General features: G+C 46.0%; 20 protein-coding genes. 14 read left to right on the forward strand and 6 right to left on the reverse strand.

All coding sequences use genetic code 11. The annotated features are described in order from the left end of the window. Positions 1 to 139: 139 nt before the first annotated feature. The 4 genes from N288_RS07165 to N288_RS07180 form a co-directional block, all read right to left on the reverse strand. Positions 140 to 1,018, reverse strand: coding sequence for a ClpXP adapter SpxH family protein (locus N288_RS07165; RefSeq protein WP_009794112.1), 879 nt, complete (start codon positions 1,016 to 1,018; stop codon positions 140 to 142). Beyond that, the gene (locus tag N288_RS07170; RefSeq protein ID WP_009794113.1) at positions 1,015 to 1,422 is read right to left on the reverse strand and encodes a globin domain-containing protein; all 408 of its coding nucleotides are present in this window, start codon (positions 1,420 to 1,422) and stop codon (positions 1,015 to 1,017) included. Before N288_RS07170 ends, N288_RS07165 begins: the two co-directional genes overlap by 4 nt. A gap of 287 nt (positions 1,423 to 1,709) precedes the next feature. After that, on the reverse strand, positions 1,710 to 2,330 hold the full coding sequence (locus N288_RS07175; protein WP_009794115.1) for a lytic transglycosylase domain-containing protein: 621 nt from the start codon (positions 2,328 to 2,330) through the stop codon (positions 1,710 to 1,712). A gap of 40 nt (positions 2,331 to 2,370) precedes the next feature. Continuing rightward, positions 2,371 to 2,967: a CYTH domain-containing protein gene (locus N288_RS07180; protein WP_009794116.1), complete on the reverse strand. Its 597-nt coding sequence runs from the start codon at positions 2,965 to 2,967 to the stop codon at positions 2,371 to 2,373. Between the two features lie 122 nt (positions 2,968 to 3,089). Between N288_RS07180 and N288_RS07185 the strand changes: the two genes are divergently transcribed. From N288_RS07185 to N288_RS07200, 4 genes are all read left to right on the forward strand, one after another. Beyond that, positions 3,090 to 3,452 (forward strand): UPF0738 family protein, encoded by a 363-nt coding sequence (locus N288_RS07185; RefSeq protein WP_022543612.1) that lies wholly within the window; start codon positions 3,090 to 3,092, stop codon positions 3,450 to 3,452. 86 nt (positions 3,453 to 3,538) lie between these two features. Beyond that, on the forward strand, positions 3,539 to 4,177 hold the full coding sequence (locus N288_RS07190; protein ID WP_009794118.1) for a GTP pyrophosphokinase: 639 nt from the start codon (positions 3,539 to 3,541) through the stop codon (positions 4,175 to 4,177). A gap of 72 nt (positions 4,178 to 4,249) precedes the next feature. Then, entirely contained in the window at positions 4,250 to 5,047 is a 798-nt protein-coding gene (locus N288_RS07195; protein WP_009794119.1) for an NAD kinase, read from the forward strand. An 18-nt stretch (positions 5,048 to 5,065) separates the two neighbouring features. Further along, the gene (locus tag N288_RS07200) at positions 5,066 to 5,953 is read left to right on the forward strand and encodes an RluA family pseudouridine synthase (RefSeq protein WP_009794120.1); all 888 of its coding nucleotides are present in this window, start codon (positions 5,066 to 5,068) and stop codon (positions 5,951 to 5,953) included. A 47-nt stretch (positions 5,954 to 6,000) separates the two neighbouring features. On the opposite strand, the gene prpE is transcribed toward N288_RS07200, so the two are convergent. Beyond that, on the reverse strand, positions 6,001 to 6,738 hold the full coding sequence (prpE, locus tag N288_RS07205) for a bis(5'-nucleosyl)-tetraphosphatase PrpE (protein WP_009794121.1): 738 nt from the start codon (positions 6,736 to 6,738) through the stop codon (positions 6,001 to 6,003). Between the two features lie 156 nt (positions 6,739 to 6,894). Between prpE and mgtE the strand changes: the two genes are divergently transcribed. The 4 genes from mgtE to N288_RS07225 all read left to right on the forward strand — a co-directional run bounded on the left by mgtE (position 6,895) and on the right by N288_RS07225 (position 11,894). Beyond that, the gene (mgtE, locus tag N288_RS07210) at positions 6,895 to 8,268 is read left to right on the forward strand and encodes a magnesium transporter (protein WP_009794122.1); all 1,374 of its coding nucleotides are present in this window, start codon (positions 6,895 to 6,897) and stop codon (positions 8,266 to 8,268) included. Positions 8,269 to 8,286: 18 nt separating this feature from the next. Further along, a complete protein-coding gene (locus N288_RS07215) occupies positions 8,287 to 10,146 on the forward strand; it encodes a monovalent cation:proton antiporter family protein (RefSeq protein ID WP_009794123.1) in 1,860 nt (619 codons plus the stop codon). Between the two features lie 136 nt (positions 10,147 to 10,282). Next, positions 10,283 to 11,056, forward strand: a complete 774-nt coding sequence (gene fabI, locus N288_RS07220) for an enoyl-ACP reductase FabI (protein WP_009794124.1) — start codon at positions 10,283 to 10,285, stop codon at positions 11,054 to 11,056. Between the two features lie 289 nt (positions 11,057 to 11,345). After that, complete coding sequence (locus N288_RS07225) at positions 11,346 to 11,894, forward strand: spore coat CotO family protein (RefSeq protein ID WP_009794125.1); 549 nt, start codon at positions 11,346 to 11,348, stop codon at positions 11,892 to 11,894. A gap of 390 nt (positions 11,895 to 12,284) precedes the next feature. Here the strand turns inward: N288_RS07225 and N288_RS07230 are convergent, their stop codons facing one another. After that, positions 12,285 to 12,782: a CotY/CotZ family spore coat protein gene (locus N288_RS07230; protein ID WP_009794127.1), complete on the reverse strand. Its 498-nt coding sequence runs from the start codon at positions 12,780 to 12,782 to the stop codon at positions 12,285 to 12,287. Between the two features lie 172 nt (positions 12,783 to 12,954). On the opposite strand from N288_RS07230, the gene N288_RS07235 reads away from it, so the two are divergent. The 6 genes from N288_RS07235 (at position 12,955) to N288_RS07260 (ending at position 16,839) form a co-directional block, all read left to right on the forward strand. After that, positions 12,955 to 13,290, forward strand: a complete 336-nt coding sequence (locus N288_RS07235) for a DUF1360 domain-containing protein (RefSeq protein WP_022543613.1) — start codon at positions 12,955 to 12,957, stop codon at positions 13,288 to 13,290. Positions 13,291 to 13,684: 394 nt separating this feature from the next. Continuing rightward, a complete protein-coding gene (locus N288_RS07240) occupies positions 13,685 to 14,170 on the forward strand; it encodes a YhcN/YlaJ family sporulation lipoprotein (protein WP_022543614.1) in 486 nt (161 codons plus the stop codon). A gap of 12 nt (positions 14,171 to 14,182) precedes the next feature. Beyond that, entirely contained in the window at positions 14,183 to 14,653 is a 471-nt protein-coding gene (gene spoVAC / locus N288_RS07245; RefSeq protein ID WP_035402683.1) for a stage V sporulation protein AC, read from the forward strand. Continuing rightward, positions 14,654 to 15,670, forward strand: coding sequence for a stage V sporulation protein AD (gene spoVAD, locus N288_RS07250; protein ID WP_009794132.1), 1,017 nt, complete (start codon positions 14,654 to 14,656; stop codon positions 15,668 to 15,670). A gap of 34 nt (positions 15,671 to 15,704) precedes the next feature. After that, the gene (spoVAE, locus tag N288_RS07255; RefSeq protein ID WP_022543615.1) at positions 15,705 to 16,061 is read left to right on the forward strand and encodes a stage V sporulation protein AE; all 357 of its coding nucleotides are present in this window, start codon (positions 15,705 to 15,707) and stop codon (positions 16,059 to 16,061) included. 70 nt (positions 16,062 to 16,131) lie between these two features. Then, on the forward strand, positions 16,132 to 16,839 hold the full coding sequence (locus N288_RS07260) for a DUF421 domain-containing protein (protein ID WP_009794134.1): 708 nt from the start codon (positions 16,132 to 16,134) through the stop codon (positions 16,837 to 16,839). Positions 16,840 to 16,874 lie beyond the last annotated feature (35 nt).

Consider the following 16,874-nt stretch of genomic DNA (forward strand, 5'->3'; position numbering starts at 1 on the left):
TTCTGCAGCCAGTATGATATGATGTATTTGTGACATAGTTCACAAACGATCAAACCCCTTTTCTATTATTGAAACATACACTCCCATCCTGAAATATAAGAAAAGCCCTGCATCTGCAGGGCTTTTCTTATATCCTGTGTTATTCTCCGCAATATCTCCAAAAAGTCCCGTATTTTGCAGGGAGCTGTTCGACCAGCTGCTTCAATTGGAGTTTTTTCATTTCTTTTTCTACTTGTGAAACCGTCATATTGTATACAACTGCAATTTCCTTGGTTGCTACCAGCTTGAAGTATCTTAGGAATGCTTCAAGGGATGGCGGCTCAGAAGGTTCAGGCTTCATCTGCAGCATTTCTTCAATGATCTGCACATACACCTCATAAGGGTAATAGCCTGTGACTTTAATTCCTTCTTCTTCAATATTTTCATTGAAAAATACAAGAGTAGGTATTTCCTGTACATCCATTTCTGAAGTGATTTTCAGGTCACATTGAAAAGCTTTAGCAGCGCTGTCTGAGTGGATATCGGCAACAAATTCGACAACGTCAAGCCCGACATTCTGTGCACAGGATTTGAGGACATCGAAGTTTGAAATGTTCTGCTTTTCAAGGAAAAGCACCTCCTGCAGCTTCCGCAGAAATCGGATCCCTGCTTTTCTTCCCTGCAGCTCGGCTGCCTTTATCGCGATGGAAGCCAGATGCGGGGACGAGACAGGGTTTTCAAACCAGACATTGCCATCACATGACATCCCTGAACGGCTTGCGGTTTTTTCCCAATAGTCCGCAAGGCTTTCCAGCCTCTGCTTCCTTCCCATGTTGAGGGAGGCAAGCCTGCCGCTAAGGACATGCTTAAAGGAAAAGTAGCTTCCATACTCTATCATCAGTTTCTTAATAATCGGTTCCAGCGCCCAGCACTCGGGACAGAGAGGATCGACGAACATGTAAATCTCAATCCGCTTTTTCTCGATGCCCTGGCAATGAGGAGATGCATGGATGAATTGAGAAGTTTCTTTTTCCCTCACTTGCTCTCACCTTTCATCATATCTTTTTCTGGTGTATTGATCATATGCTGTGCCGTTAATGCGAGCCTGGAGAAGAAATGCTGCCTGAAGTCGCCTTCCAATCCTGTTGCATCCATAGCCTGTTCCATGCATGACAGCCATGCCTTTGCCCTTGTTTCCGTAATTTCGAAGGGGAGGTGGCGGGCTCTTAGCATAGGGTGCCCATGTTCGGATGTATATAAAGCAGGTCCTCCAAGATATTGTGTCAGGAACTGTTTTTGCTTTCTGGCCGTTTCAGTCAGGTCATCAGGGAAGATAGGAGCGAGATCAGGGTGCTGTCCAACCAGGCTGTAAAAAACATCAACAAGCCGGTGAAGTTTTTCTTCGCCAATAGCATCGAACGGTACAGTCATTTTCTCGGCCATTATAAAAACTCCTTTTCGAGTTTAATGAGTAAGTTTCCAAAAGATTAGTTATAGCAGAAACATTATCTTTTAATATTCCTGTGCTTTCTTTATTTTAACAACGCCCTTTTTATATCTCAAACAAATAGCTTGAAGACAAGCAGCACAAAGTGGCGGCATTCATTACTTTAACCAATATCACGGAATTTTTCCAGCGTGAACCATTGTCAGCTCAATATGAAGGTTTTTCCCGCAAAAAAAAAGCCTTCCGCATAGCCTGGGCTGCAGAAGGCTTTCTCGCAAGGTTCTTATGCTAAAAAGCTGCCGGTCACTTTTTTTACATAGTTCAAAGTTTCTTTAAAAGGAGGGATGCCTCCGAATTTATCGACATTTCCCGGGCCTGCATTGTATGCTGCAAGCGCCTTTTCAATGTTGCCCCCATATCTGTCCATCATTTCTCGCAAATACTTGCTGCCGCCAAATATATTGTCGCGGGGATCAAATATATTTTTGACGCCAAGGCCTTTGGCTGTTTCCGGCATGAGCTGCATCAGCCCGGAAGCCCCGGCAGCACTGACAGCACCGGGATTGAAGTTGGATTCCTGTTTGATGACAGAGTGGATAAGCTTGGCAGGAAGCTTGTACAGCTCTGCTGCCTCATTGATGATATCTGAAAAAAGTTCCCCATTTCCGCCGGAAAGCTTTGTAAAGCTTACTGGAGGAAGTGCCGCAGCCATCTTTCCAGACAGGAATGTTTCTCGTCCGGTTTCTGCAGACTCCTGTCCGCCGGGTGCCTCATCTGATGCCATCATTTCATTCATGATGCTGGTAAAGACACTGCCCAAGCCGGAGTCTGAAGGAGTACTGTTGCCGCCGAAATTCTGGAGGGCCTCGAGTTCAAGCATCACTTTCAGTTGGTCAATGTTCATTGCTGTCTCCTTTTATATAACTGCCAAAGCTTTTAATCAATCATTCAGCAGTGTTCATGTTTAATTTTTGACGGTAAAACCTCTTAATTTTATTTTCGGTCTTTCTTTCGGGAATGTTTAGGAGTTTCAGGAAAAGGATAAATTCCTTCTTTCCTTTTTCGCTGTCACTTACCTCATATTCTAATTCATAATCCTCGCAATTTAAATAGGAACTATGGTCGAGAACCATCAGGCCGCCATTATAAGCTTTTTCGGCCCGTTTGGTAGAAAGGGATCCAAAGTATTCAAGTTCAGCAGCAGGAATTTTCATGATTTCAAGCGCCTCTTTTATGAGGCCGTCCGGGATGCTTCCTGTTTGCATGCAGGCATCCGCTTCCATTTGCGAAAGCTCTATATTTGTCTCGAGAAGCCCTTCGTCTGCCGGCTGCTTGAGCGTCATTTCATATGTCCCGTTTTTAAAACGGATTCTTAACGCGCTCATTTTGTCCTTGAGCTTAAAGTCCGGTGTATCAAAATAATGGTTTTCCTGCGAAAAAAAATCTGCCGGTTTAACCTGCAGAAAGGCTGCCGCCTTCTCAAATTCATGCTGCTCCAGCATGTTCTTGTATTCTATTTCAATGTGCTGTGAATGGCTCATATTATGTGTGCTCCCCTGAGTATAGTCAGTTTTATTATCTCTTTCTTTCAGACAGACTTCAATCCTTAGGATATAGAAACAACCTGTGATAAAATAGGGGAGAGTATGGGAGGTTGGAATTCATGAATAAAAAAATAGACATAACCAATGCGGCACTGACAGAAACGAATGAGCTGCTGCTGGAGACAGAACAGGATATTAATGGGCTTAAGGCGAATGGACAGATGCTGGTCGATTCAGATAACCTGGCATTTGTTTATATTGCGGAAAGCAATGATGAATATACATACATAGTCCTATCAGAAGGCATATGGGCCGCCATGAGCCAGGCCCTCGCAGCAGGGGCGGATGCCTATCTGGCAAACGGCCCTGGCAGGCTGCATCTTCCTCAATTCAGGGAGGAACTCGGCTATCTGATCGAGAATATTAAAGGCAACAGCAATTATGGAGATGAAATGGTGGCAAAGGTGGAAGCCGCCTTCTGAAAAGCGCAATAGCCCCCGGCAGAAAGGCTGGTGCAACCCGGCCTTCCTCCGGAAAATAGAGAAAATGGGATGAGGTGAAGATGCGCATGAAGCATTGGGATCAATTTTTAGCACCTTATAAGCAGGCTGTCGAGGAATTGAAGGTAAAACTGAAAGGGATGAGGGGCCAGTTTGAACTTGATTCCTCAAGTTCCCCGATTGAATTTGTGACAGGCAGGGTAAAGCCGATTGCGAGCATATTGGATAAAGCCAATCAAAAGGGGATACCTCTTGATAAATTGGAAACCGAGATGCAGGATATTGCGGGCTTGAGGATGATGTGCCAGTTTGTGGATGACATAAAACTGGTTGTTGAAATGCTCCGCCGCAGGAACGATTTCGAGCTGATAGAGGAAAGGGATTATATTTCCCACAAAAAGGCAAGCGGCTACCGTTCCTATCATGTCGTCATAAGATATCCTGTCCAAACGATCAATGGCGAGAAAAAAATCCTTGTTGAAATCCAGATCAGGACGCTGGCCATGAACTTTTGGGCGACTATAGAACACTCATTGAATTATAAATACCGCGGCCAATTTCCAAAGGATATACAGATGAGGCTGAAAAGGGCTGCTGAGGCTGCTTTCCGCCTGGACGAAGAAATGTCCCTGATCAGAGGAGAAATCCAGGATGCACAGGCGTTCTTCACCCGGAAGAAAGAGCATCAGAAGGAAGGCGGAAGCTGACGGCGGCAAGGCTTCTGTCCTCTACAAGGGCAAAGGTCAAACTGGGATTTTGAAAAGGAGAGAAAAAGCACAATGAAATTTGCCATTACGTCTAAAGGCGACTCCAAATCAAATACACTTATGCATAAAATGAAAACGTATTTACTGGATTTCGATTTAATATATGATGAGGATCAGCCGGATATTGTTGTATCCATAGGCGGGGATGGCACGCTTCTCTATGCTTTCCACCGGTACAGCAGCAGGCTGGAAAAAACGGCTTTCGTCGGCATACATACAGGACATCTTGGCTTTTATGCTGATTGGGTGCCGGAAGAAATCGAAAAGCTGGTGATTGCCATTGCCAAAACGCCGTACCAGGTGATTGAATATCCGCTTCTTGAAGTGATTATCCGCTACCAGCATGGAGGAAGGGAAACGAGATATCTGGCCCTGAATGAGTCGACAGTCAAGAGCATCGAGGGCACATTGGTAATGGACGTGGAAATCAGGGGACAGCATTTCGAGCGCTTCAGGGGAGACGGGCTCTGCCTGTCCACTCCATCAGGAAGTACGGCTTATAATAAAGCGCTTGGAGGGGCCATTCTCCATCCTTCGCTGCCTGCCATCCAGTTTGCGGAAATGGCTTCAATCAATAACAGGGTATTCAGGACGCTGGGTTCACCGCTTGTCCTGCCGGCCCATCATACGTGCATGCTGAAGCCGGTAAATGTACCGGACTTCCAGATTACAATTGACCATCTGACGCTCCTGCACAAGGATGTAAAGTCGATCCAGTTCAGGGTGGCGGATGAGAAGATCAGGTTTGCCCGTTTCCGTCCATTCCCATTCTGGAAAAGGGTGCATGATTCATTTATTACCGACAACTAAGAAGGGAAGGGCCCGTCCATGGATTCGTTCACATTAAATTGGAGAATCGATAAGCAGGACAGCGGACAGTCCATTAAAGATTATCTGAAGCAGCGTGAAATTTCCAAAGCTGCCCTGACTGATATAAAGTTCAGCGGCGGGAAAATCGAAGTGAACGGCAATGAGGAAAATGTGCGCTATATGCTAAAGGAGGGGGACTGCCTTTCCGTCAGGTTTCCTTCTGAAATGCCGAGTCCAGGGATGGAAGCAGAAGACATTCCCTTGGCTATCGTGTATGAAGATCCTTATGTACTGGTTGTCAACAAGCCAGCCGCTATGAGCACGATCCCCTCAAGAGAGCATCCACGCGGAAGCCTTGCGAATGCACTTATCGGCTATTACAGGAAAATCGATCTGGCATCGACGGTCCATATTGTGACAAGGCTTGACCGTGACACTTCAGGGCTGGTCCTGGTTGCCAAGCACCGCCATGTCCATCACTTAATGAGCACACTGCAGAGGGAAGGCAGGGTTAAGAGAACCTATGAAGCCTTTGCAGAAGGAAAGCTATTCCCGGTAGAAGGGTCCATTGAGGCACCGATTGCGCGCAAAAAGGACAGCATCATTGAAAGGGAAGTCAATTTCCTTGAAGGGCAGTATGCCTGCACGCATTATAAAGTAAAAGGAACCGGAGAGTTCACTTATGCGGAGCTGGTGCTTGAAACAGGGAGAACTCACCAGATTCGGGTCCATCTTTCCCATCTCGGCCATCCCCTGCTTGGAGACGGGCTGTATGGCGGGAATAAAAATCAAATCAGCCGCCAAGCCCTTCATTGCCGGGAGCTCCGTTTTTTTCATCCGTTCCTGGAGAGAGAGCTTTGCTTCTCAGCCGGGCTGCCTGATGATATGAAGGCACTGCTGGAATAGAAGACAGCCGCCTTTTTAGGCGGCCGTTTTACTATGCCGGCAGATGTTTAAAGGATGTCCCGGAACTTTTCTGCATTGAAAGGCATGGAGGAGCCGACAGAAACCAATTCCATTTCCGGGTATCTCAAGGCTGTAAGCTTGTTGCCAAAAACGGCACCTGTATCAATATTAAAGGTTGAATTGACGGTTCGCGGTTCCTTCACGGGTGTGTGTCCATACACAATGACCCTCTCTCCTTTATACGCCTTTGCCCAGTCCCTTCTTTCAGGAGTGCCATCTGCATTGTTCTTCCCGGTAATGTCTCCGTATAATACAAAAGTTTTCACCTTTGCATTATTTTTCCCGATATATTCTTCCTTGATCCCCGCATGGGCAATGACGAGCTTTCCCCCGTCAAGCACCTGATAGAGGGGAGCCTTTTCGTACAGTTCCATAAATTTTCTTCTTATTTCTTTTTTTTCCTTATGGGGAAGGGCTTCATATTCAGCAGCAGTGGTTTCAAGGCCGTGGGTAATCTGGACTTTGTTGCCCCGGAAAAAGCGGTAAAGCTTATTGCAATGGTTGCCCGGTGAATAATAGGCTTCCTGCCGCCTGGCAAGCTCCCAGACAATCTCAACCGTTTTCAGCGACTCGGGGCCCCGGTCAGTCAGGTCACCGACAAAAGCAAGCTTTCTCCCATCAGGATGGATGGGGATGCCGGTTTCCCAGGAATAGCCCGTCTTCATAGTGAGTGTTTTGAATTCAGCAAAGCATCCATGTATATCCCCAATGATATCAATTTTCATTCTGTTCCTCCTCAGCCTATCATTTAAGCAGATCTTACTCAGTATATTTGAAATCCTCGAAATATTCCTGTGGGAAGATTTTAATGACGACAAAAAAACAAACATTTGCTAGTATAGTAAAGACTGTTTTAGTATACCCGGAAGGAGGGGTAAATCATGCCCGATATGCAAGAAAGACCCTCGGAGCAATATAACCGCGAGCTGCTGCTCCAGTCTTTACAAAATGAAGATTTAGATGTTTTCAGGGAGGAGTTCCTTGATCTGCACCCTTATGATCAAGCTTCATTTTTTAAGGAGCTGGAGGAAGAAGCCCGTTCAGTCATCTATCAATTCCTGTCCCCGGAAGAGATGGCAGGTCTCTTTGAAAATCTGGAAGTGGATGAGGAAGAATACAAAGATGTACTGGCTGAAATGAATCCAAGCTATGCAGCAGATATGCTGTCAAATATGTATGCTGATGATGCGGTCGATGTCCTGAATGAATTGGACAAAGACCAGGCTGCAAGCTATCTGACCATAATGGACAGTGATGCGGCACAGGAAATCAAAGACCTGCTGCATTATGAAGAATATACGGCAGGAAGCATCATGACGACCGAATTCATTTCGATCTCCGCCAATCAGACGGTCCGTTCTGCTATGTATATCCTGAAAAATGAAGCCCCCCGGGCCGAAACAATCTATTATGTATACGTAGTGGATGAAGACAAAAAGCTGGCAGGGGTCATTTCCCTCCGTGATCTGATTGTGAACGATGACGATACGATGATCGCGGAAATCACCAATGACCGGGTCGTCTCAGTGTCGGTGGGCGAAGATCAGGAGGATGTTGCCCGAAAAATTAAGGATTATAATTTCCTGGCCTTGCCGGTAGTGGATTTTCAGAATCATTTATTGGGAATCATAACAGTTGATGATGTAATGGATGTCATGGAAGAAGAGGCATCAGACGATTATTCCAAGCTAGCAGCGGTTTCTGACATGGATACTCTTGATCGAAGTCCATTTGCTGCTGCCAGAAAGAGGCTGCCATGGCTTATTATCCTGCTGTTTCTGGGGATGATGACTGCCAGTCTGATTGGACGGTTTGAAGAAACGCTGAGCAAGGTGTCCATACTGGCTGTGTTCATACCGCTTATCGCCGGCATGGCTGGTAATACGGGCACACAGGCCCTGGCAGTTGCTGTACGCGGGATTGCAACAGGCGACCTTGAAAGGGAGAACAAATCGAAGCTTATTTTCAGGGAAGCAGGGACAGGGGTCATTACAGGGACGATCTGCGGGATATTGGTCAGTCTCGCTGTATGGCTCTGGCATGGCGATATCTATCTTGGCCTGCTTGTCGGCATTTCCATTTTCTCTACATTGATTGTTGCAACACTCGCAGGGGCGCTCGTACCGTTGATCATGCACCGTATGAAGATCGACCCGGCAGTTGCTTCAGGACCTTTTATTACGACAATAAATGATATTATCAGTATTTTAATTTATTTTGGGATGGCCACATTGTTCATGAGCTATCTGATTTAAATCGGAGGAGGAATAGATATGGAGCATGGAGCATCTGTTGCTTCTCTTGTTATAGTCATTCTTGCAGCGTTTATCACACCTATTGTGCTGCATCGATTGAAGTTAAACTTTATCCCTGTCGTCGTGGCGGAAATCATTGTCGGCCTGATCATAGGAAAAAGCGGGTTTGACCTGGTACATGAAGACATGTGGCTGGAAACCCTCTCGACCCTCGGCTTTATTTTCCTGATGTTTTTAAGCGGGCTTGAAATTGACTTTTCGGCTTTCAAAAAGAGCAAGAAAAAAGCAGTCCTGCCAAATGGAAAGCCTGAGCCAAACACGTTTCTTGTTGCGTCCATTGTGTTTGTCGGGATTTTCGCTGTATCGCTGCTGCTTTCCTATTTGTTTGTCCTGGCAGGATTCATTGATAATGCTTTCCTGATGACCCTGATCATTTCGACCATATCCCTTGGGGTGGTAGTGCCTACATTGAAAGAAGCCCATCTGATGAAAACGGGGATCGGGCAGATCATCCTGCTGATCGCAGTCATTGCCGACTTGGCGACAATGATCCTCCTGGCTGTCTTTGTGTCGCTTAATGATGGCGGTGAAGGCAATACCTGGCTTCTGCTCGTATTATTCGGAGCCGGAGTCATCCTGTTTTTTGTCGGAAAGAAGTTCCAGAAACGCAATTTCATTGAGGCGATGTCAACCGGTACAGTTCAAATTGGCACGAGAGCAGTTTTTACACTCATTCTGCTCTTGGTTGGCCTTTCTGAAACGGTTGGCGCGGAGAATATACTCGGTGCATTCCTGGCAGGTGTGCTTGTGTCCCTGCTTGCACCAAATCAGGAAATGATTCATAAATTGGATTCATTCGGCTATGGCTTCCTGATTCCTATTTTCTTTGTAATGGTCGGTGTTGACCTTAATGTGTGGTCGTTATTCAGCGATCAGAAGATGCTTATGCTTATTCCGCTTCTGCTGATTGCCCTGCTTGCTTCCAAGCTTGTCCCAGTTCTTATTCTCAAGAAATGGTATGACGCAAAAACCGTGATAGCATCAGGGTTCCTGCTGACATCCACGCTGTCTCTTGTCATTGCGGCAGCAACCATCGGAGAAAGGATGGAGATCATCACAGCAGAGATGAGCGGAACGCTGATCCTGGTTGCAATCATTACCTGTGTGCTGACTCCCGTTGTCTTCAAAAAGCTTTTCCCGAAAGAAGCTGCAGAGGAAAAAATGCTCAAGGTCGCCTTTATTGGCGCCAACCAGCTTACACTTCCGGTTTACAGTGAACTGAAATCCTCGCTGTATGAACCAAAGCTGTACCATAAAAAGCAAGAGAAGTCTGATAAGCAGATTGCCGATTCCCTTTTCGAGATAGAAGAGGTTGATGATTTCACAGTGGGTGTCCTAGAGGGTACAGATGTTTTCAATTCGGATATTGTTGTGATTTCTACAGGTGATGAAGAAGCTAATGCCACATTATCCGTCGCTTTCAAGGAACGGGGAGTAGAGCGGGTCATCTGCCGTATCGAAAGCCCTGACCTGGAAGAATCCCTTCGTGAGCAGGAAGTGGAAGTCTTCTCAGTGCTTTTATCGACAAAGGCGCTTTTGCGTGCTCTAATTGAATCTCCTAGCGTGATGAATATCCTGACCAATCAGGAAACATCCCTGTATGAGATCAAGCTGCTGAACAGCCAGTTTGACAGCATGACCTTAAGGAGATTTCCATTTACCGGGGATGTTATTTTTGTCCGCATTTTCCGCGGAATGGATTCAATTGTCCCGCATGGGGATACTGAGCTTCAGATGAATGACAGGCTGATCGTTACAGGTTCTAAAGAGTATGTGGATGAATTGAAGCGTGAGCTTGAGTTCTGCGAATGGTGTTAATCAGCATCATAGAAAGCCGGCCGTTTAAGATGGCCGGCTTTCTTATATTCTTTAACAGCACTTTCCTTTTAGCTGATTATGTAGTAATATTAGTACTAGGTACTAATAACATGTATTAATATAGGAGGCACCGACTATGACTCTGTCTTTAGCAGGAAAAACATATGTTGTAATGGGAGTGGCCAATAAACGCAGCATAGCATGGGGAATTGCCCGTTCGTTGCATGAAGCAGGAGCGCGCCTGATTTTTACATATGCAGGAGAACGCCTTGAAAAGAGCGTAAAAGAGCTGGCAGGCTCACTGGAAAATGCAGATAGCCTTGTCATCCCGTGTGATGTGACAAATGACGAAGAAGTTGCTAAATGCTTCGCAGAAATTAAAGCCCAGGCAGGAACCATCCATGGCGTCGCCCATTGCATCGCCTTTGCCAATAAAGAAGAGCTGCAGGGGGATTTCATGAACACGACCAGGGACGGATTCCTGCTTGCCCATAATATCAGCTCTTATTCTTTGACAGCAGTGGCAAAGGAAGCAAAAGAATTGATGACCGATGGAGGAAGCATTGTCACACTGACCTATCTGGGCGGAGAGCGTGTTATGCAGAATTACAATGTTATGGGAGTTGCCAAGGCGTCGCTCGATGCAAGCGTGAGATATCTTGCATCAGATCTTGGCAAATCAGGTATACGGGTTAATTCTATTTCTGCTGGCCCGATCCGTACCTTGTCTGCAAAAGGTGTCAGCGACTTCAATTCAATCTTGAGGGAAATTGAAGAAAAGGCACCTCTGCGCCGCATCACCACACAAGAAGAAGTCGGAGATACTGCGGTGTTCTTATTCAGCGATATGTCCAGAGGAATCACTGGGGAAAACATCCATGTTGACTCCGGTTTCCATATCATGGGCTAATAAAAAAATTGGCAGGCCATTTCCTTGGCCTGCCTTTTCTATATGTAAATGGGGGGTAAAACCTGAAGCGCAGGATGCAATCCCGCACTGAGGTTCCGTATATTCCAACAATAGCACATGATTGTGAACCATATATTCCCCCCGTGTTAATCCTTTGTAAAGCTGCTCATCTGATGATTTTATTTCTCTGCCGCGATATCTGTGAGTCTAAGATACTTGGTCGCCCTGTAAACGAATTTGCCCATTTTGCATACATATATGAAGGAGAAACAATGCGGAGGTGCACAGGGTGGAGAAAAAAACAAAAGAACCTATGCTTTATATTCATCAGCCACACTTTAAAATGCCCGAAATCAAAATGCAGGAGGTTTATTCTGCAAAAAATGCTAAAAAACAGGCTGCTGCTCGTCAGGCAAGCGATAATCACAAAAAAAGCAAGCCGGCCGTACAAAGGGAAGAGTCGATTTTCGGTCCAGCCAGTCATGAAGCTGATTTGCCTGAAAGAAATGATGATGTCCAGTCTGCAATCAGAGATTATCAGGATGCTCAGCTTGAAAAGAAGGAAGAAGAATCACGGAAGCAGGGGTTCTTTTCCTTTCAGAGAGTAAAGCCATTCAAAGAAATGAATGTCGAAGAAAGGCTCGATTATCTGATCCATTTTCCCAAGCAGCTGCCGCCGGTTCCCTGCCTGATTTTAACGGAAGAAAAGACATACAGAGGGATTGTGCAGAGCATGCCTTCAGAAGATAGGGTAGAAATAAAACTTATGGATCAATCCTTAGAAACGATTTCTGTAAAGTCTATAAAAGAAATCAAGATGATTGGCTTCACAAAGTAATAAGCACGCAAAAAAGCCAGCCTTCGGGCTGGCTTTTTAATGAATAGGAATCATGATTTTCGGGGCTGAGCAAGCGCCTTCCGCATTTCAATTTGTCCAGCTGCAGCGGCTGGAGCCTCTAGTCATAAGCCACGGTAGAATTAAAGACAAAGAACGCCTTTTATTCTACCGCGTCATATGCTTGAGGCCCACAGGATGTGGGTCATGCAGACGTTGCCACAGGACGTGGCGTTCTTAGTCTGCGCTCCTTAATGGGCAAGCCGCCTCCGCATTTCAATACAAAAACAAAGCGGTCCGCCGGTCAAAGCCGGCGAACGCCAAGTGTTTGACTTGCCTGACTTATGCAAAGAAGGTTCTAACTCAGATGGGCCATTCAGAATGGCCAAGGTGCTAGTCACAGATGTCTAGGTTGACATCGGCGATGCACTGCACAGCACAGAAGCATTTGAGGTCGACTGTGATGCAGTCATTCGTCTTGACAAAGCGGTCTACCTGGCAGACCTTTTTGAGGTCGATGCAGCAGTCTTCTGTGAGATCTACTGTATCATAGCCATCATGTGTTCTTTTTTGCGGTTCTAGGACGCGGAGCACTGCGCAGCAGTTATCAAAAACATCTTCTACACGGAAGAAGATAGATACGCAAGAGCAGTCGCTGCCTCTGAAGAAAGCATGGAATGGTGACCCGTCAGCTGTTTTCAGGACAAAAACGCGTGTATCGGCATTTTGCCTTTTTGACGGAGAAACCAGTGTCCCAAGCGGCTCCAGGAAACAATTTGTCGGGCACTCGCATACATCTTCGGCATTATCTTGAATATCTTTTATCGCACGAACCACTTCGCAGACACAGCTTTTTGAGCCATAAACATCGTCTTTTTTTCCACAACCCATTATCTTTTCCTCCTTTATTTCTTGTGATACTACACTAATAACATATTGCCGGAAGGGCTTATGGGTTACGGACAAACGCCTTGTTTCTGAAAATTAGGCAGTTTTTTTTCTGCTGTGCATAAAGTATAGTACTGCATCAGCTGTAGGAAAAAACTCAGAAGAGGGGTACATGATGTTCATATCACTATGGGAATTCACTGTGCTGGCCTTTGCCGCCTTCCGGCTGACAAGGCTGATTGTATTTGATTCGATTACCGAATTCTTCAGGCAGATTTTTTTGGAAGAGGTTGTGGAAAAAGGAGAAATGTATTATGTGACGAGGCCGGGATTGATCAGAGGCTTTATCGGCGAGCTTATCAGCTGTTATTGGTGCACAGGCGTATGGGCCTCTGCATTGCTTTACCTCTCCTATCTTTATTTCCCCATGGCAGCGGCCCCTGTCATCTTTATCCTTGCCATCGCCGGTGCTGCTGCAGTTATTGAATCGGTCATTCAGCGGCTTATCTGATATCTTTGAACTATGGCACTGTGCCGGCACAGGCGCTGGTTTGCATGCATAAACTGGCACTGTGTACTGAAATTTAAATAATGGAGGCATCCTTATGTTAAATGCTGATAAACCGGTTCAGGGGACAGTGTCCCGGCCTGTCAAAAAGAAAAAAAAGAAGAAGGGCTGCAATTGCGGCAAAAAGAAGGGGAACAGCTGAATAAGAAGGCAATAAGGTGCCTATTCAAAAGCCGCATTAGCGGCTTTTTAATTTTTTTTCAACTTTGATTACTGTCCAGCCTCATTTGTTTTTCTTATTTGTCATTTTTTACAAGTAGGTTTTATTCATAAATTGCTGTTGCCGCGAGGAAAATATAAGAGCGAATAAATCCACTTTACATAGGAAGGATTGCATATGAACAGAAAACAGATGTTTAGAAGGTCAATGGTCATCCTGGCCGCCATTCTGTATGTGAGCGGCTGCAGCAACGAGCAAAAGACCGCGGAAAGCCGTCTGGCACTAATAAAAACGACGAACCCGCAGCCTTTGCTTCTTGATGAAAAGAAAGAGGAGCGGAAGGATTTGGCGCCAAGGGTTAAAAAGGAAATCGAAGCAATCGAAGAGGTTTATGATGTTGCGGTGGTTGTAGGCGAAGAGGAAGTTCTTGTGGCCTATAAGGTGAAGCATCTTAAGCGCTTCCGCATGAAAAAAATTGAAAAGACGATCAATAAGCGACTGGAAGAAAAGTTTCCTAAAGAAGACTTCATTGTATCCAGCGACTATAAAATCTTCCTTGAGGCTGTGGAATTGAAGGAACAGATGGAGGACCCGGCTTTCCCGCGCAAAAAGGCCAAGGATAAGCTTGAAAAAATCATCAATATGAAAAAAGAGCTCACATAGAAAGGGGCGAAAATAGTGGCAAAGAGCAAGACACCCGAGCAGAAGAAATATGAACAGCTTGAACAAAAGCATGAAACAAAGCGCCCGGTCCTGAAGAACTGCCTGAAGGCGTTTTGGGTGGGCGGGGTAATCTGTGTGATTGGCCAGGCCATTACTTATTTTTATATATATTTCTTTGATTTTACAGAGCAGACAGCAGGAAACCCAACAGTCGCCACTATGATTTTCATATCCATGCTGCTGACAGGCTTTGGAGTATACGACCATATCGGCCAATATGCCGGAGCAGGTTCCGCTGTACCGGTTACAGGCTTTGGAAATGCAGTTATTTCTGCTGCCATAGAGCACCGGACTGAAGGGTTTGTGCTTGGGGTGGGAGGAAATATGTTTAAGCTCGCCGGGTCAGTTATCTTATTTGGGGTTTTTTCCGCTTTTGTAGTAGCTTTGGTTAAAACACTATTAGTCATGTGGGGGGTGCTGTGAATGCTGAAAGGTAAACAATCCTGGATTTTTCAGAACCGGCCTGTCATTCTTTCCACTGGCGTCTCTGGGGGGCCTTTTGAAGCAAAGGGCAACCTTGCCAGGGACTTTGATATCCTTCACGATGACCTCTGGATGGGGGAAGACTCCTACGAAAAGGCGCACAGAGTCCTGATGGAAGAGGCAGCAAAGACAGCCATGCAAAAGGGTTCTGTAGAGAAAGATGATGTACAGTTTTTTATTGCCGGGGACCTGATTAACCAGATTACGCCAAGCAGCCTTGCAGCAAGAACGATCCAGCTTCCGTATTTTGGAGTATTCGGAGCATGCTCGACTTCAATGGAAGGTCTGGCATTATCTGCTTTTATCATCAATTATGGAGGAGCAAAGAAGATCATTACAGGCGCTTCAAGCCATAACTCTGCCGTAGAAAAGCAGTTCCGCTATCCAACCGAATATGGGGGGCAGAAGCCTCCTACTGCCCAATGGACCGTGACGGGCGGTGGCGCTGCTCTTGTGGGCGAAAATACAGGGCAAAAAGATATGCCGGCTGCTGTTTCTGCCACAATTGGAAAGGTCATCGATATGGGACTGTCCGATCCTTTTAATATGGGAGGGGCCATGGCACCTGCAGCTGCTGACACGATTTCAGCCCACTTCAGGGATATGGAAATTGATCCATCCTATTACGACTTGATCGTCACTGGAGATCTTGGAAAGATTGGGAGGGAGACAGTCCTTGAGCTATTGCAGAATGACGGGCTTAACATTGATGAGAACAGGTTTGCGGACTGCGGCCTTTTAATCTACAAAGATGATCAGCCAGTACAGTCAGGAGGAAGCGGGGCGGGCTGTTCAGCTTCCGTGCTTTACGGTCATCTGCTGAACAGGATGAAGCAGGGGGAATTGAAAAGGATCCTTGTGGTGGCAACAGGCGCTCTCTTGTCCCCGCTGACCTTCCAGCAGAAGGAAAGCATTCCCTGCATTGCCCATGCCGTAGCGATTGAAATGACTCAGTAAATAAGGAACCGGAGTTCAGAAAGGAGATTTGTAGATGCTAGCAATGTTTTTTTGGGCTTTTGTTGTAGGAGGGGTCATTTGTGTGATCGGACAGCTTTTCCTGGATATAGGCAAGCTGACTCCGGGCCATACATTAAGTTTGTTTGTCGTTATTGGCGCGGTATTGGACGGGCTTGGGCTTTATGAGCCTTTTGCTGATTTTGCCGGTGCAGGCGCAACCATTCCTATTACCAGCTTTGGCAACTCACTGGTCCACGGCGCCCTTCAGGAAGCAGAGCAGCACGGCCTTGTGGGTGTCCTGACGGGAATGTTTGAAGTGACAAGCTCTGGTATATCTGCTGCTATTGTATTTGGGTTTATCGGCGCTTTGCTGTTTAAGCCTAAAGGATAAGCCGGAATTCGGGGATATTGGATAGCATGGTGCTATGGATCACCATTAGGGTTAATAAGAGGAGGCTGGCATGGTGCCGGACTTTGGAGCAGCAATCATAAGATCGGTTTTAATCATCATCGCGCTATTTTTTATCACTAAAGTGCTCGGAAAAAAACAGCTCTCTTCTTTATCTTTTTATGAGTATATTGTGGGCATAACAATCGGCGATATTGCTGGGAGCATCTCGATGGATCCAAGGCTCCGCCTGGCATCCAGCCTCCCGGCGCTCCTGATTTGGTCCGCAACCCCCTTGATTGTATCCCTTTTATCCCTGCGTTTTCCTAAATTCCGGGCAGCTGTGGAAGGAAAAGCAACCGTATTCATTGAAAATGGCAGATTGCTGAAGGGAAAGGTGAAAAAGGAAAAGTATACGATGGATGAACTTCTGGAGCAGCTGAGGCTGAAAAGTATTTTCGAGCCTGAAGATGTCGAGTTTGCCCAGCTTGAAACAAATGGGCAGATCAGTGTTCTTTTAAAAAAAGTCAAACAGCCTGTCGTATATGAAGATTTGGAATGCTTTCGGCCCGCTGTGGATGAGCCGAAGGCAACTGGTAATGCCGGACAGGAAGTGTCTGCAGCAAACATACTGGCTTGCATGGCAAAGTGGCAGGAACAGTTTGAGCAGTTGTCTGCAGAAGCACCCCAATTCTCTGAAGCCTGCAGACAGTTTTCTGCAGAGATTGAAACTTTCCGCAAACAGATTCAGCCAGTTTTGAAAGTCCAAAAAGAAAATTGAGAGCAATACTGGGAGCTTGCCCACACAACTTTTGT

The sequence above is a fragment of the Bacillus infantis NRRL B-14911 genome (assembly GCF_000473245.1).
GTDB lineage: Bacteria > Bacillota > Bacilli > Bacillales > Cytobacillaceae > Bacillus_AB > Bacillus_AB infantis.